The sequence below is a fragment of the Acinetobacter bohemicus ANC 3994 genome (genome assembly GCF_000367925.1).
In the GTDB taxonomy this organism is placed as follows: Bacteria; Pseudomonadota; Gammaproteobacteria; order Pseudomonadales; family Moraxellaceae; genus Acinetobacter; species Acinetobacter bohemicus.
Genome location: NZ_KB849176.1, coordinates 340,142 through 356,131, shown reverse-complemented (window position 1 = coordinate 356,131; position 15,990 = coordinate 340,142). Strand labels below are relative to the sequence as shown.

Here is a 15,990-nt window from a genome sequence, read left to right as displayed (position 1 = left end):
GTGCAATTCATCATTTACTAAAAAGAGAGCCATTCAAAATGATTAATTTTAAAAATGTATACAAAAATCGTTTTACTCACTGTCTTTATTTGAGTTTAGGTTGTTTTCCTTTATCGACGTCAGCCGGTTTAGCTGAAATTCAACACCACCCTATAAATGATATTGTGCAACAATATGCAGCCTCTAAAACCACGGCGACTGTAAAGAAAGTAAGTAAGATTGATCAAATGCGGATTATGCATATCGACATTGACTATGTCTATGATGAAGACAAAAAACAACAACAACAGAATATTCAAGCGTTATTAAAACGCATCAATGTGGTTCAACCCAATACCATTTTTTTGCAGGCTTTTGCTGATCCAGATGCCAATGGATCCGCAGATCAAGTTTATTTTAAAAATAGACACATCCCATTAAGAGACAATCTATTTCCCACGCTTGTCAGTCAAATTCGTAGCACAACGCAGGTCAAACATATTTATGCATGGCTGCCGTTAATGGCTTGGGAGTTTCCTAAACGCTACAAGCTTTCCTATGTCTCACACAGTGCAGGCGGAAAGCAAGGTTATATTCGGGTGTCACCATTTGACCCACAAAATCTTAAATATGTCTCTGAAATTTATTTAGATTTCATGCAATCAAACTCAGTCGATGGGATCCTCTATCATGACGATGTGACCCTGAGTGATTATGAAGACTCCTCCAATATCGCAAAAAAAATGTACCAGTCTTGGGGCTTTAATGCTGACCAATTATTAAAACAATCGAAGCATCCGAAACCATCACAATTGGCGAAATTCAAAACAGCCTATTTAGATCAATTTGCAGAAGGCATTAGTAAAATTATTAAACAACAACAACCCAATATGCTCACAGCACGAAATATGTATGCACCTGTAGTATTGGATCCTGAAAGTGAAAATTGGTTTAGCCAGTCTATGCCTAGCACCTATCAATACTATGACTACAATGCCATCATGGCCATGCCGTATATGGAAGAGGCAGATGATCATCAACAATTCTATTTAAACTTAATTCAGCAGAGTAAAAAATACGACCCAACATTGGATCGTACTATTTTTGAACTTCAAGCCGTAAATTGGATCAATAATCAAAAACTTTCAACTCAAGAAATTACCGAAACCATCCAGTTTTTAAAACAGCATGGGGTAAAACATATTGGTTACTATCCTGATGATTTTGTGAATGAACACCCTCAACCGTCTAAGCTGAAATCCGCTTTTTTAACTGATGATTAGCCTCGAAAAATTCAAGCATCCCTTTATCATCATAATAAAGGGTTAGGTTTTTGGCTTGCTGCATCGTTAAAATATCGTCTGTATTGACTTTAAAACTCATCGCCAGCTGTTGTTCATCTACTTCTAACGGCGCAGTACGTCGCTCATCACCAGCAAAGCGAACCCAATTGTAACTTGCCCAAAGGAGCAGCACACAAATAGAGAGTAAAATCATAACCATGATATTCATTAAACTTAATTGACTATTCGGTGCTGCTTGTACCACCATTTGCTGATAAATGGTTTTACCTTCAAACCACCAAAAAAACACTGTTATCAGCGGCATGAACAACCACATAAAAATAAACCAACCTGCAATTTGTAAACTATAGCCCACACTCTTATTGCGTACATATTCAGGTCGGTCAATATATTCAGGAAGCTCTAACTTTGACTCATCTTTAATCAAAAAACGTTCTTTTATATTAGTCATTTTCTGGCTCTCCTCTAAATCCACGGTCTGGGCTAACCCATCGCGCACGTTTTTGAGTTTTGAAAATTGTTTTAGGTAATGCGACAACTGTGGTCAGCATCGTAAGAATCCAGAAGAACAAAGGATACCAAATCACCCAAAAATAGTTCCTGAAGATTCGGTTTTTATCGTATGGCTTATCAATACATAAACTAACAAAGAATTGGATCAGACAGGTCAATCCGAGAATGATCCCATACCATTGAGGAAATAGCGATTGAATTGCCCACTCGCCTGGTAAAGAAAAAAATAGACCATATAAATATAAAACAATAATACCAAACATCACATATGCCCAAAGCACACTGATCATTGACTCCAGTGCAATCGGCCACATACGGCGTAAATTCCATTTAAATAAACGTGGAATATAAGCAAATAAGACTTCAACACCACCCTGAGCCCAGCGCAGACGTTGCTTCCATAACCCCTTTAACGTTTCTGGCATATAGATATAGCACAGTGCTCTGGGTACATATTGCAGTTCCCAATGATCGAACTGCAAACGCCACGACACATCAATATCTTCCGTGATCATATCATCACGCCAATAACCAATGCGGTCTAATGCCGTTTTGCGAAAACCTGCGATTGCTCCCGATATGGTAAAAATACGCCCATAAGTTCGTTGTGCACGTTTAATCAACCCAATAATAGATGAAAATTCACCCACCTGAATTTTACCTAGAATACTAGAGCGGTTCACAATACGCGGATTGCCCGTCACGGCTCCAACCCGAGGATAACTGGTTAAATGGTGCATCATCCATAACACCGCATATGGATGTAACAAGGCATCACCATCAATACAGATCAAATATTCATTTTTACTGACCATCGCTCCGGCACGTAAGGCATAAGCCTTACCTTGGTTTTCAGCCAAATGAACCACTCGAAGCTTTGGATATTGCAATAAAAGTTCATCTAAAATTTCAGCAGTTCCATCTTTACTACCATCATTGACTGCAATGACTTCAAAATTCGGATACTGGGTTTGCATTGCAAATTTAATCGTATCTCTGACCTGTGCTTCTTCATTAAAACAAGGAATAATAATGCTGCAAGCATGCTCACTAGGCTCTGGCAATACAGGTTGTTTACGTTCATGTTTTAAATAAAACCAAATTCCACCGGCAATCCACAGCCAAGCCATAAATAGTGGGTAGAAGAAAGCAAAGCCAAAATAAAAATCGCTGAATTGCAGTAGATTTAAATTTTCCATTATTTTCTCTCCTTAACATTAGCTTGTTCATAAGGATTAAGATAAGTTAATGGACTATTATTCGAGCTTAACTCTCTATAAAGGTTTTCCTGAACACGCTGTCCTTGTGCCAATTGGTAATTATTAATCCCAATTTTTTGTATCGCTAACTTTTTCAACACTTGATAATCGCGTTGATAGCGTTTCCACTCTCTTTTTGATGCATTTGGATCAATGGTAAAACTAAAAATCAAACGTTGCTTTTGTTGATCACTTAACTTTTCCAACTGTTTTTGTACAGCTTTAAATATTTCAGGCTGATTTACTGGGTCAAAATCAAGATATAGATAATCACTATAATTTAAACTATGTTCAAGTAAAGGTTTTAAACCCTCTATATGCTTATCTTTCAAAGTCATTTTTAATGCAGTTTGATAGTTATTACTGATATTCGTATAATATTTTGCCTGGTCTTTGGTTCGCTCTTTAATTTTAAAAACTTGATTAATTTTCTGGATACAAGCTGCATCCCATGTTTTATTTTCAATAGCACATGAAAACTCATCACCTGTTTCTATCATTAACCCTTCAATTGAAGAATTGTTTTTGACCAAATCAGCCGTTAACTCCGCAAGATTTAACCCTTGTTTTGTTTCTAAACTCACTGGTAGCTCTGCATATACACGATTATTAATTCGGGTGCGCGCTTGCCAAACAGTACGATTGAGCAAATCTTGACTCATTTTCAATTGCTGGTTTGGAAAATAAGCAGTATCGATTTTTCCATCACCATTTTGATCAGCCACTGTTTGCAATAAAATAGTATTGCTGCTTAATGAATTGATTTGATTTAAAAATCTCCCCAATTTCTGATCAAAAACTTGATTGTTTGGACTCAGCATTTCTGCCAAATCGAAACGAATAAAACTTTTGCGTTGCTTATAGTCAGCACGCGCAAAAGTCAAAAAATCCATCATTTCCTCATGGATCATTTCAGGTGATGGATTGTTCATAATCAGACCACGTTGATAGGTTGCCCCCGAGTCTGCCAAGGTCGACATACTACCTAAGCTAAAGGACATGGGTAATCCCGCTTTTACCGCAATTTCTTCACTTTCTTTGGTCACAGCCCCATAAGGCCAGAAAATAGCTAAGCTATTAATACCCAGTTCAAAATCTAAAGTTTCCTTCGACCGTTTTAAGTCTGAAAATACCCGATTAGAATAGGCTTCATCAGATTCATAATTAGAAAACATTGGTGAATATTCACGTGTAATTGCAGCAGGCTGCATACTATTTTGTGGATTAGCCACAATACCTTTATGCATATTGTCGGAATGTGAAACAAACTCAGTTAAACCCGACTGTTGCATTTCACGCATCTGATCCCAATTCATCAGATTATGTTCGCCATAAGCTTGATCAGCATCTTTAGTATTACCATTAATCCAGCTGGTTGGAATAGCAAATACTGCTGGAAAATCATACTGCTTCAGCAAAGGAAAAACTCGGGTATAACTGCTTAATGCCCCATCATCAAAAGTTAACAATACCGATTTAGCTGGCAATGGCTTTTTCTTTTGACGAGCTTGCCATACATCTTCTAAACGAATGGGATGCCAACCTTCTTCCTGAATCCAAGCAAAATATTGTGCTAAATTTTTTGTACTAATGGCATAGACATCTCGGTCCCCTGTTCTTGCAACATCATCTCTCACATCATGAAAAGTGAGTGTGACAAATAAATTATCTGATATTTCAGGTGCAGTTTTTGTCACATTCTGAGCCAAACCAACTGTAGGAACCACCAAAACTATTGTTAGAATTGAAGAAAATAAACTTTTTGCAATTTTTTTCATTAAAAATTCCCCTTAAAGCCAAGAGTTGCATAAGTCCTTTTTTCATCCTCCCCATCATATGGATGTGTTCCCCATCCTATGCCATAATTCAAATCCCAAGTTCGAGAAAGTTGCCAATCATGTCGATAAAAAACGTTATAAATCATTTCTGAGGGAAATGATGTTTGTCTAAAAGTGCCTATAGTTGCTTCAAAATGTTGGGTGAAATTTCTGTCATGTCTACGCCAAGTGATCCAGTCATGTTGTAAAGCCAGTTCGACACTATAACTTTCTTTAGGATTAAAATAATCGACCAGTACCTTATCATTTTTACCGTAATAACCCCCTAAAGTAGCACTGGTAATATTATGAGGTGCCGCAAAAATTCGTTGTTTAAGGTAACCTGTGATTTCATGACGTGTGTTACCGTCATCAATATCTGTTAATTGATATGCTGCCCCTGCTTCTTGAGATTCATTTTTTTGCAAGTTCAAGCCAACAGTATAAGATTTCCCCTCATTGCCTTTTTTGATCGCTTGTAATGGGATATCTGCCTGACTATTGAAGCCTAAAACATACTGCAAATGGTCACCCAACCATTGCGACCAATTAAGTTCAACCCCAAAACGATCATTACCTCCATCTACACTTTGAGACAGTAAAATATTTGCAGCCTTACGATGCGATTCCCATTCCAGACCCAGTCCTACGCGTTGATCGTCAATTTTGCCTTCGGTATAGTCAGCCGTACGCAGACTATGATCGACATAAGCACGAAAAGTATCGTAAAACCATGGACTATTAACACGGGTCAAGTAGTCCTGTTCACGACTTCCTTTTAAGCGATTGAGCAAAGCCGTATTATCAGAGTCACTTTTTGAAAAAGTACTCATATGCTGAATCGATGCACGATCACGATCATCGAGTTCTTTTTTGCTCTTTACAACACCCGAATCCCCCGGCATCGCTTCCATGAGATAAGCATTCAGCTTACGCCATTCTGGAATATGACCCAAGGCTTGCATGTTCTGTAAGTTATTGATTCGTATTGCCTGATCAACGGGTTCAACACCATCCCACAGTGCCAAGGTTTCTTCGGAACGCTGTGGTTGTTCACGCCAGCGTTGTACTTGTGCAAGGTGATTTTGATAAATGATATTATTTGGCGCTTTTGCAACCAGTTCTTCAAAATACTTTTCAGCTTTAGCATACTCATGGCGATAAACATAATTGAGACCCACTAAGGCTATATATTCAATACGATCATCATGGGTAACCCTATCAACCCCTTTGGCATTACTATATTGAAAAGTCGGTAATAATTTATCCATAGCTAAAATCAATTGATTCGCTTCTTTATACTTTTCTTGTTCAATTAAGGCGTAATACAAGCCAGAATAAATTTCATAGGTTTGATAGTTCTTTTCCTTCAACAAATTTTTATAGAGTGCTTCAGCCAATTTAGGTTGCCGATCTTTTAGGTAGGCATCCGCAATTGATTGACGTACATAAGGAGGCATTTTATCAATCGGTATGCCAACTTTTGGAATTTGCTCAAGTACTTTTCCAGACAAATTTCGCTCATTTAAAGCATAGATATATTCATAGTAGAATTGACGTCTAATATTTTGATCATTAGGCAGTTGTGATTCAAATTTCGCCATATCGGCGAGAACTTGATTAAGCTGTTTATATGCAATATTCCCACGATCACGATAAGTTAAAACCTTGTAATACTGCACTGCATTTTGAATACGTTGGGTGAATTCACTAATCTTGGCACTCGCTCTAAGTTGAGGCTGTTTTCTGAGTACTTCATTATCTTGAATATATTTTTCAGCCTTAGCATAGTCAGCATTTGCCATAAGTGCCAATACATACTGTTCTTGCGTACTGCTATTGGGATTCTTTTCAACGGCTAGGCTCGCTGCATTCAATGCTTCAATTGGCATATCTAACATGCGATAAGCATAAGCGAGTTGTGCTAAATAGTCAGGGTCAATATAGTTGATATCAAGCGGAGCCAATGTTTCTTTCGATTGAAGGGTTTTTCCTGCTTCTGCCTGTAAGACCCCGATCCACACCCTCCACATTTGATTTTGATCGTTCTCGGCGAATTTTTTTGCCCACTGTTCTGCTAATTCAAATTTTTTCAAATCTCGTAATGCTTTAATAACATTAACTTTTCCATATTCTGGAAATTGTGCAGTTTGTATGCCATCTAAGTATTTAACATCAGATTCTACAAATTTTTTATTTTCATAGGCAATTACAACAAAATCAGCAATCAATTTCTGATCATCGGGTTGCTGCATGAGTAATTGTCTAAGGTTTTGCAAACCCGCATCCACTTGCCCTTGCTTAATTAAACTTACTACTTCTTCACGTTGCAGAGCAGAGTCCTTATATAACAATTCTGCATGCAACAATGTAGAAAACAGTAAAGTTCCACAGGATAGAGTAAGTATATTTAATTTAGAATTCATCTTATTCATAGTTAAAGTACTCTTAATTCATTGTTATTAATTGTTGTATTCCCTTATAAACAATACGCTTAAACCTAATAACATCAATCATTTTTCATGTTTAGTTTTGTATTTTTATTAACCAATATGATACATGTCACATTAACTTAACACTGTAAGACATCTATATTTTTCTAATTTTATATTTTCTAAAAAAGTGTTTTATTTAGGAGCTGTTAACATTGCAGCCATGCATTGCATGATTCGCTAAATTCATCATTTTAAATTCCATCATCCGCTATTGCGCTATCACACTATAAATATCAACTAATAAAAAACCCTCAATTGATTGAGGGTTTTTATTACTTTTTGAATGATTAAAGCAAACCTTTTTCCTTCAGTACCGCATACATGGTCGAACCGAGTTCTGCTGGACTACGCGTATAAGCCATACTCGCTTTTTCAAAGGCCGCAAATTTTTCTTCCGCAGTCCCTTTACCCCCTGAAATAATTGCGCCAGCATGCCCCATACGCTTGCCTTTAGGCGCAGTCACCCCTGCAATATAACCCACGACTGGTTTAGTCACATTGGATTGAATATATTCCGCAGCTTCTTCTTCCGCAGTACCACCAATTTCACCAATCATAATAATGGCTTCGGTTTGTGGATCTTCTTGGAACAATTTCAAGCAATCAATTTGATTCATACCCGGAATTGGATCTCCACCAATACCAATACAGGTTGACTGACCTAAACCAAGCTTGGTGGTTTGCGATACCGCCTCATAAGTCAATGTGCCTGAACGCGAGATAATGCCGATTTTACCGGCCTGATGAATATGTCCCGGCATAATGCCGATTTTACATTCACCCGGAGTGATAATGCCCGGACAGTTTGGCCCAATTAGGCGCACGTTATTACCATATGTTTCAAGGTAACGTTTTGCTTTAAGCATATCTAAAGTCGGTACGCCTTCAGTAATCACCACAATCAATTCAACACCTGAATCCACTGCTTCCACAATTGAATCCAATACAAATGGTGCAGGAACATAAATCACGGAAGCATCCGCACCGGTCGAATTAACTGCTTCTTTCATGGTATTAAACACAGGAAGATCTAAATGAACCTGACCACCCTTGCCGGGTGTTACACCACCAACCACTTTTGTCCCGTAATCGAGGGCTTGTCCTGAATGAAAAGTACCATTTTTACCGGTAAAGCCTTGTACCAATACTTTGGTGTTTTTATTTACTAATACGCTCATGATTGATACTCCTTACGCTTTCACTGCAGCAACAACTTTTTCTGCGGCATCAGCAAGCCCATTCGCAGAAATTAATTTCAAACCCGATTCATCCAGTAATTTTGCACCTAACTCTGCATTGTTGCCTTCTAAGCGAACCACCACAGGTACAGTCACATTTACCTCTTGAACCGCTGCAATAATTGCTTCAGCAATCATGTCACAACGTACAATTCCACCAAAGATATTGATCAGAACCGCTTGAACTGAGGTATCTGATAAAATAATTTTAAAAGCTTCAATCACACGTTCTTTGGTTGCACCTCCTCCCACATCAAGGAAGTTTGCAGGCTGACCACCATACAATTTAATGATGTCCATGGTCGCCATCGCCAAACCCGCACCATTGACCATACAACCAATATTGCCTTCAAGCGCTACATAGTTCAGGTCAAACTCAGATGCTTTTAGCTCGCGCTCATTTTCTTGCGACTTGTCACGTAGCGCGGCAATCGCAGGTAAACCATACAATGCATTCGAGTCGATCCCCACTTTGGCATCGACACACAGAATGTCACCATTTTCACGTACAGATAATGGGTTAATTTCAAACAAAGCAAAATCATTTTCAATAAATGCTGCATAAGCCGCAGTCATTACTTGAACAAATTGATTGATTTGTCCATGTTTTAAATTCAGTGCAAAAGCGACTTCACGCGCTTGAAATGGCAACAATCCAACCAATGGATCCACTTCAACTTTAATAATTTTTTCAGGCGTTTCTTCAGCGACTTTTTCAATTTCGACACCACCTTCAGTCGATGCCATAAATGTGACTCGACGACTCGAACGATCAACCACTGCGCCTAAATAAAGTTCGCGTTCAACAGGATAAACATCTTCACAAACAAGAATACTATTTACTGGTTGGCCATTGGCATCCGTTTGGTAGGTTACTAAACGCGTACCAATAATTTGATTGGCATAATCAGCAGCTTCTGAAGCCGACTTCACTACTTTTACACCGCCCGCTTTGCCTCGACCGCCAGCATGTACTTGGGCTTTCATTACCGCAAATTTACCACCGAGTTGCTCAAAAGCTTTTACGGCTTCTTCTGCATTTGTTGCGAGTACACCTTCTTGAACTGGCATACCATATTTTTTTAATAACGCTTTTGCTTGATACTCATGTAAATTCATTGAATAACCTTTTATTACTTCTTCGCTTTGTTATGAACCACCAATACCCAGACATCCGTCAAAGCAGCACTGGCATTTTTTAAAATCTTTCTTATCTTTATTTTTAGATGATTGTTCCAATAAAAACAACCACCAAATGTAAAAAGAGCGACCTAAGCCGCTCTTTTTTGAATCTTATTTGCGTTTACGCTGAATCGCGTGAATCGCACGTCCATCTACTGCAAGTGCAGCTTCATGAACCACTTCAGAGAATGTTGGGTGACCAAAAGTCATCAACTGTAAATCTTCAACAGAAGATACAAACTCAAGTGCAATCATACCTTGGTGTACGATATCAGACGCAGCAGGTCCAATCACGTGCATACCCAGTAAACGATCTGTTTTCGCATCAGCAACAAACTTCACGAAACCAGCATTTTCACCAGCAGCCATTGCACGGCCGTTTGCAGCGAAACCGAATTGACCGGTTTTTACTTCGTGACCTTTCTCGATCGCTTGCTGTTCTGTTAAACCGACCCACGCCGCTTCTGGGTGTGTGTAGATTACAGAAATGATGGTGTCATAGTTCACTTGAGCCGCATGACCGTGAATACGTTCAACAGCCATTACGCCTTCTTCCATTGCTTTATGCGCAAGCATTGGACCACGTACTAAGTCACCAATTGCATATACACCTTCAACAGAAGTCGCACACCAATCGTTCACTTCAACTAAACCACGTTCAGTTAGTTTAATACCACAATCATCAGCCAATAAGCCTTCAGCATAAGCACGACGGCCTACACAAACGATCAACTTATCAAATACTTGAGTTTTTTCTTCGCCGCCTTGAGTATATTTAACAGTCACTTCAGAACCGTTAACTTCTGTGCCAGCAACTTTAGCGCCAACACGGATATCAAGACCTTGTTTAGTCAACAGTTTTTGGTAGTCTTTTGCCAAGGCTTTATCAGCCATTGGTAAGAATGCATCCATTGCTTCAAATACAACAACTTCAGCACCCAAACGACGCCAAACAGAACCTAGCTCTAGACCAATCACACCTGCACCAATCACACCTAAACGCTTAGGTACTTCTTGGAATTCTAGTGCGCCAGTTGAGTCAACAATGATGTTTTGATCAACTGATGCTGATGGGATGTTAATTGGCACAGAACCCGTTGCAAGAATCACGTACTTAGGCTCTAAAACTTGAGTTTCACCTTCGTGAGATACAAATTCTACTTTTTTACCTGCAAGTAATTTACCTGTACCTTTTAACCACTCGATACCGTTACCTTTTAGAAGGCCATCAATACCCATGGTCAATTGGTCAACAATTTTGTCTTTACGTGCAAGTAATTTTGCAAGATCAAACTTCACGTCACCTGTGGTAATACCGTGGTCATCTAAGTGATGCACTGTATCTTCATAACGATGTGAAGAGTCAAGCAACGCTTTCGATGGGATACAACCCACGTTTAAGCATGTACCACCTAAAGATGGTTTACCTTTATGAATGCGTTTTTCAATACAAGCAACTTTAAAACCAAGTTGAGCAGCACGAATCGCCGCTTCATAACCACCTGGTCCACCGCCGATCACAACAAGATCAAACTGTTGAGACATTTTTATCTCCATTTAATCCCCCTAAATCCCCCCTTTTTCTAAGGAGGACTCTCCCCTCTTTCATAAAGAGGAGTTAGGGGAGATTTATCATAAATTAGTTATAGGTCAAGAATAAGTCGAGCTGGCTCTTCTAACAATTCTTTAATTGCTACAAGAAAACCTACAGCTTCTTTACCATCGATTAAACGATGGTCATAAGAAAGCGCTAAGTACATCATTGGCAAGATTTCGACTTGACCATTTACAGCCATCGGGCGCTCTTGGATTTTATGCATACCCAAAATCGCTGTTTGTGGCGTATTCAAGATCGGAGTCGATAATAATGAACCGAAAGTACCACCATTAGTAATAGTGAACGTACCGCCAGTCATATCTTCAATACCCAATTTACCATCACGCGCTTTACCAGCGTATGCACGGATACCATTTTCAACTTCAGCATAGTTCATGCGGTCTGTATCACGTAATACAGGAACCACTAAACCACGTTCAGATGAAACGGCAACACCGATGTCATAATAACCATGATAAACAATATCATCGCCATCAATCGATGCATTTACCGCTGGGTAGCGTTTAAGTGCTTCGGTTGCAGCTTTCACAAAGAATGACATAAAGCCAAGACGTGCACCGTGACGCTTTTCAAACGCATCTTTAAATTGTGCACGCATTTCCATGATTGGTTTCATGTTCACTTCGTTAAACGTCGTCAACATTGCCGTTTGTTGCGTAGCAGCAAGCAAACGTTCAGCAACACGCTTACGTAAACGCGTCATCGGAACGCGTTTTTCGATACGTTCGCCAACCGCTACGCTTAACGGTGCAGCAGCAGGAATAGCTGGTTTAGTTTGATGATTCGCAACATCTTCTTTAGTGATGCGACCACCACGACCAGTACCCGCAACATCACCAGCAGCAATGCCAGTTTCAGTTAACGCTTTACGTACCGCAGGTGCTTGATCAGAAACTTGTTGAGCACGTTCAACCACAGGCGCAGCGCCTGCTTCAGTTTGAGACGCAGCTTGTTCAACATTTGCTTGAACGGCTTGAGTTTGCGCAGCGCCAGAAACAGCACCTTCTTCAAACTGAGCAATCACTTCGCTTGATAGAACTGTATCGCCTTCACCTTTAATGATTGTAACAAGCGTACCATCAGCAGGAGCAACAACTTCTAAAACAACTTTATCAGTTTCAATATCACAGATGACTTCATCACGTGATACTGCTTCACCCGGTTGTTTGTGCCAAGTTGCAATTGTTCCGTCAGCAACTGACTCTGGGAATACCGGTGCTTTAATTTCGGTTGCCATTATTTAGAATCTCCTGATTGTTCAGCTACGATCGCAAGTGCGTCATTAACGAGCTGAGCTTGTTGTTTTGCATGTAAGTATGGTGAACCACAAGCTGGCGCAGCAGAAGCTGGACGGCCTGCATAGCTAATATGAACTTGTTTACCCGTTTTCATCACATCATCATACAAACGAGGTGCGATGAATAACCAAGCACCTTGGTTTTTCGGTTCTTCTTGCGTCCAAACGATTTCTTTTACATTCGGATAAGAAGCAAATACTTCAGCAATACGTTGTTCTGGGTACGGATACAATTGTTCAATACGAACGATTGCAGTGTTGTTAAGTTCTTCTACACGACGTTTTTCAAGTAAGTCGTAGTAAACTTTACCACCACAAAGTACCAAACGCGTTACGTCTGCTTTGTTGATTTGATCCACTTCATCAATCACAGTCTGGAATGTGCCAGTTGCAAGTTCTTCTAAAGTAGAGGTTGCAAGCTTATGACGAAGCAATGACTTCGGTGAAGTCACGATCATTGGTTTACGAATTGGACGAATTGCTTGACGACGCATGGCATGGAAAATCTGTGCAGGCGTTGTCGGTGTAATCACTTGCATGTTGTCTTCAGCACAAAGCTGTAAGAAACGTTCTAAACGTGCAGATGAATGCTCCGGACCTTGACCTTCAAAACCGTGTGGAAGCAATAATGTTAAACCACAAACACGTTCCCACTTGGTTTCACCAGAAGCGATAAATTGGTCAATCACTACTTGCGCACAGTTTGCGAAGTCACCGAATTGTGCTTCCCAAATAATCAAGCTTTTCGGTAAAGTCGTTGAATAACCGTATTCAAATGCCAACACCGCCATTTCTGACAATAGTGAGTCATAAATAGCCGTACGTGGTTGGTTTTCTTTCAAGTTACATAATGGAATGTAAGTTGAACCATCCACTTGGTTATGCAATTTTGCATGACGATGCGAGAATGTACCACGGCCAACGTCTTCACCAGTTAAACGGAATAAGTAGCCTTCATCCAAAACAGTCGCATAAGCTAAAGTTTCAGCAGCACCCCAGTTTAATGGGATTTCACCCGTTTGCATCTTCAAGCGATCATCAATCACTTTAGACACCTGACGTTGCATCACGAAGCCTTCTGGAAGCTCGCGCATTTTCGTGCCAAGCTCTTTCAAACGCTCGATTGGGAAAGTGGTATCCCAGTCATCTGTATAATCGTGACCCAAATAAGGCGTCCAATCGACAAACATTTTTTCGTTTGGTTCAAGTACCAATGCATTGGCAACGTGTTTGCCCGCTTCTAAATCTGCACGGTAATCTTCTACCATTTGATCTGCTGCTGCACGATCTAATACATTTTGCTGTACCAATTGATCCGCATAAAGCGTACGTGTAGTCGCTTTTTTGTTAATCACTTGATACATCATAGGTTGAGTTGCAGCAGGCTCATCCGCTTCGTTATGACCACGACGACGGTAGCAGAACATGTCAATCACAACATCCTTACGGAAGGTATGACGGAAATCATGTGCCAATTGAGCAACAAACAATACAGACTCAGGATCATCACCATTGACATGGAAGATCGGTGCCTGAATCATTTTCGCGATATCGGTACAGTATTCTGTAGAACGCGCATCACGTGGGTCAGATGTGGTAAAACCAACTTGGTTGTTCACCACAATATGAACTGTACCACCAACGGTATAACCACGTGTTTGTGACATTTGGAAGGTTTCTTGGTTAACACCTTGACCTGCAAATGCCGCATCACCATGAACAATCACTGGTAATACGTCATCACCGCCAATGTCTTTACGACGTACTTGACGTGCACGTACAGAACCTTCAACTACTGGTCCAACGATTTCTAAATGCGATGGGTTAAACGCCAATGCCAAGTGAACTTCGCCACCCGGTGTCATCACATTTGAAGAGAAACCTTGGTGATATTTAACGTCGCCAGAACCTTTCTTATGAATTGATTTACCTTCAAACTCACCAAATAAATCAGCAGGGTTTTTACCCATAATGTTTACAAGTAAGTTTAAACGTCCACGGTGTGGCATACCAATCACGACTTCTTTACAACCTACAGCACCTGCACGTTGAATCAGTTCGTTGACCATTGGAATGAAAGACTCACCGCCTTCAACACCAAAACGTTTAGCGCCAACATATTTATTGCCTAGGAATTTTTCTAGACCTTCAGCAGCGGTTAAGCGTTCTAAAACATGTTTTTTCTGGTCAGCAGTAAAGCCAAATTGACCTTTAGCACCTTCAAGACGTTGTTGAATCCAGCGTTTTTCTTTGGTATCAACAATATGCATGTATTCAACACCAATAGAAGCACAATATGTTGCTTCCATTGCGTTAACCATTTCGCCTAAAGTCGCTTCAGACTTCCCTAGAGCAAGGTTACCTGCATTAAAGACGGTATCTAAATCTGATTTCGTTAAACCATGTGAAGCAAGATCTAAATCTGGAACATCTTCACGTTTAGCCAAACCTAAAGGATCTAATTTTGCTTTTTGATGACCACGATTACGATAAGCAGCAATAAGTTGTAAAACGCCAATTTGACGACGTTCATGTTCAGAACTTACAGCACTTTGAACAACAGGTTGAACGCGACTTGAATTGCGACCTAATAAAAGGAATTGCTCACGTACATTGCTATGTGGTTGATCACCTTTAGGGAATTTATCGAAATATTCGCGCCAGTCCGACCCTACAGAATCTGGTGACGTCAAATAATGTTCATAAAGTTCTTCAATATACGCTGCACTGTCAGCGGAAAGTTCAGTGTCAAGACGCAGTGCGTCAGCAACTTCTTGCATTTGTGGACCCATTTCCTATTGCAAAAACATTTCAGGATGCTTTTTAAGCGAACCCATGATTAATAATGTCAAATTGGTAATATGACATTAATCCCCCACAAGGCATAAGCCATGGGGCGTTATCACTACATCAGGAATAACCCAATGTGAACAATGAATCATAACGCCCCTCAGCGGCATCATCACTCATTAAAATACTCGACCAAAATCGAGCAATTTTTTGCAAATCGACTTAGAAAAAATAAGCACGCGACTTAATTTTTCTAAAGCGATTTATCTTTTTTTTTAAATCTCTCTCACAATCTAGAATGTTGAAAAAACATACATAAACTCAGTACTTTTTTCACCTATAGCTTGGTGTTAAATCGTAACATGTTCTCTAGTTACGATTAATTTTTTTGACACATACCTCTCATAAACTTGCGAAATACATAACCATTATTTCCATCTAATATATGGTGCTTTATCTAATAATTAGATTCAATGTAGACCATAGTCCTACACCACC

Annotated in this window: 10 protein-coding genes; 1 reads left to right on the top strand and 9 read right to left on the bottom strand. The window is 39.7% G+C overall.

The features are described 5' to 3' along the window. Window positions 1-38 precede the first annotated feature (38 nt). Window positions 39-1,262, top strand: coding sequence for a poly-beta-1,6-N-acetyl-D-glucosamine N-deacetylase PgaB (pgaB, locus tag F994_RS14465; RefSeq protein ID WP_004651309.1), 1,224 nt, complete (start codon window positions 39-41; stop codon window positions 1,260-1,262). On the opposite strand, the gene pgaD is transcribed toward pgaB (F994_RS14465), so the two are convergent. The 9 genes from pgaD to F994_RS14420 form a co-directional block, all read right to left on the bottom strand. Further along, window positions 1,228-1,734, bottom strand: a complete 507-nt coding sequence (pgaD, locus tag F994_RS14460) for a poly-beta-1,6-N-acetyl-D-glucosamine biosynthesis protein PgaD (RefSeq protein ID WP_004651308.1) — start codon at window positions 1,732-1,734, stop codon at window positions 1,228-1,230. The genes pgaB (F994_RS14465) and pgaD overlap by 35 nt on opposite strands. Next, window positions 1,727-2,995: a poly-beta-1,6-N-acetyl-D-glucosamine synthase gene (pgaC, locus tag F994_RS14455; RefSeq protein WP_004651307.1), complete on the bottom strand. Its 1,269-nt coding sequence runs from the start codon at window positions 2,993-2,995 to the stop codon at window positions 1,727-1,729. Before pgaC ends, pgaD begins: the two co-directional genes overlap by 8 nt. Beyond that, entirely contained in the window at window positions 2,995-4,833 is a 1,839-nt protein-coding gene (gene pgaB, locus F994_RS14450; RefSeq protein WP_004651306.1) for a poly-beta-1,6-N-acetyl-D-glucosamine N-deacetylase PgaB, read from the bottom strand. The genes pgaC and pgaB (F994_RS14450) overlap by 1 nt, the downstream gene beginning before the upstream one ends. Next, window positions 4,833-7,307: a poly-beta-1,6 N-acetyl-D-glucosamine export porin PgaA gene (gene pgaA, locus F994_RS14445; RefSeq protein ID WP_004651305.1), complete on the bottom strand. Its 2,475-nt coding sequence runs from the start codon at window positions 7,305-7,307 to the stop codon at window positions 4,833-4,835. The genes pgaB (F994_RS14450) and pgaA overlap by 1 nt, the downstream gene beginning before the upstream one ends. A gap of 347 nt (window positions 7,308-7,654) precedes the next feature. Next, window positions 7,655-8,545: a succinate--CoA ligase subunit alpha gene (gene sucD, locus F994_RS14440; protein WP_004651304.1), complete on the bottom strand. Its 891-nt coding sequence runs from the start codon at window positions 8,543-8,545 to the stop codon at window positions 7,655-7,657. A gap of 12 nt (window positions 8,546-8,557) precedes the next feature. Then, entirely contained in the window at window positions 8,558-9,724 is a 1,167-nt protein-coding gene (gene sucC, locus F994_RS14435) for an ADP-forming succinate--CoA ligase subunit beta (protein WP_004651302.1), read from the bottom strand. 174 nt (window positions 9,725-9,898) lie between these two features. Next, a complete protein-coding gene (gene lpdA, locus F994_RS14430) occupies window positions 9,899-11,332 on the bottom strand; it encodes a dihydrolipoyl dehydrogenase (RefSeq protein ID WP_004651301.1) in 1,434 nt (477 codons plus the stop codon). Window positions 11,333-11,430: 98 nt separating this feature from the next. Further along, window positions 11,431-12,642: a 2-oxoglutarate dehydrogenase complex dihydrolipoyllysine-residue succinyltransferase gene (odhB, locus tag F994_RS14425; protein ID WP_004651300.1), complete on the bottom strand. Its 1,212-nt coding sequence runs from the start codon at window positions 12,640-12,642 to the stop codon at window positions 11,431-11,433. Next, entirely contained in the window at window positions 12,642-15,482 is a 2,841-nt protein-coding gene (locus F994_RS14420; RefSeq protein ID WP_004651299.1) for a 2-oxoglutarate dehydrogenase E1 component, read from the bottom strand. Before F994_RS14420 ends, odhB begins: the two co-directional genes overlap by 1 nt. Window positions 15,483-15,990: the final 508 nt, after the last annotated feature.

What these genes read in the sequence shown, in the direction of transcription:
- pgaB (WP_004651309.1), top strand. Translation starts at nt 39, where the DNA reads ATGATTAATTTTAAAAATGTATACAAAAATCGTTTTACTCACTGTCTT.
- pgaC (WP_004651307.1), bottom strand. Translation starts at nt 2,995, where the DNA reads ATGGAAAATTTAAATCTACTGCAATTCAGCGATTTTTATTTTGGCTTT.
- odhB (WP_004651300.1), bottom strand. Translation starts at nt 12,642, where the DNA reads ATGGCAACCGAAATTAAAGCACCGGTATTCCCAGAGTCAGTTGCTGAC.
- pgaA (WP_004651305.1), bottom strand. Translation starts at nt 7,307, where the DNA reads ATGAATAAGATGAATTCTAAATTAAATATACTTACTCTATCCTGTGGA.
- lpdA (WP_004651301.1), bottom strand. Translation starts at nt 11,332, where the DNA reads ATGTCTCAACAGTTTGATCTTGTTGTGATCGGCGGTGGACCAGGTGGT.
- F994_RS14420 (WP_004651299.1), bottom strand. Translation starts at nt 15,482, where the DNA reads ATGCAAGAAGTTGCTGACGCACTGCGTCTTGACACTGAACTTTCCGCT.
- pgaD (WP_004651308.1), bottom strand. Translation starts at nt 1,734, where the DNA reads ATGACTAATATAAAAGAACGTTTTTTGATTAAAGATGAGTCAAAGTTA.
- sucC (WP_004651302.1), bottom strand. Translation starts at nt 9,724, where the DNA reads ATGAATTTACATGAGTATCAAGCAAAAGCGTTATTAAAAAAATATGGT.
- pgaB (WP_004651306.1), bottom strand. Translation starts at nt 4,833, where the DNA reads ATGAAAAAAATTGCAAAAAGTTTATTTTCTTCAATTCTAACAATAGTT.
- sucD (WP_004651304.1), bottom strand. Translation starts at nt 8,545, where the DNA reads ATGAGCGTATTAGTAAATAAAAACACCAAAGTATTGGTACAAGGCTTT.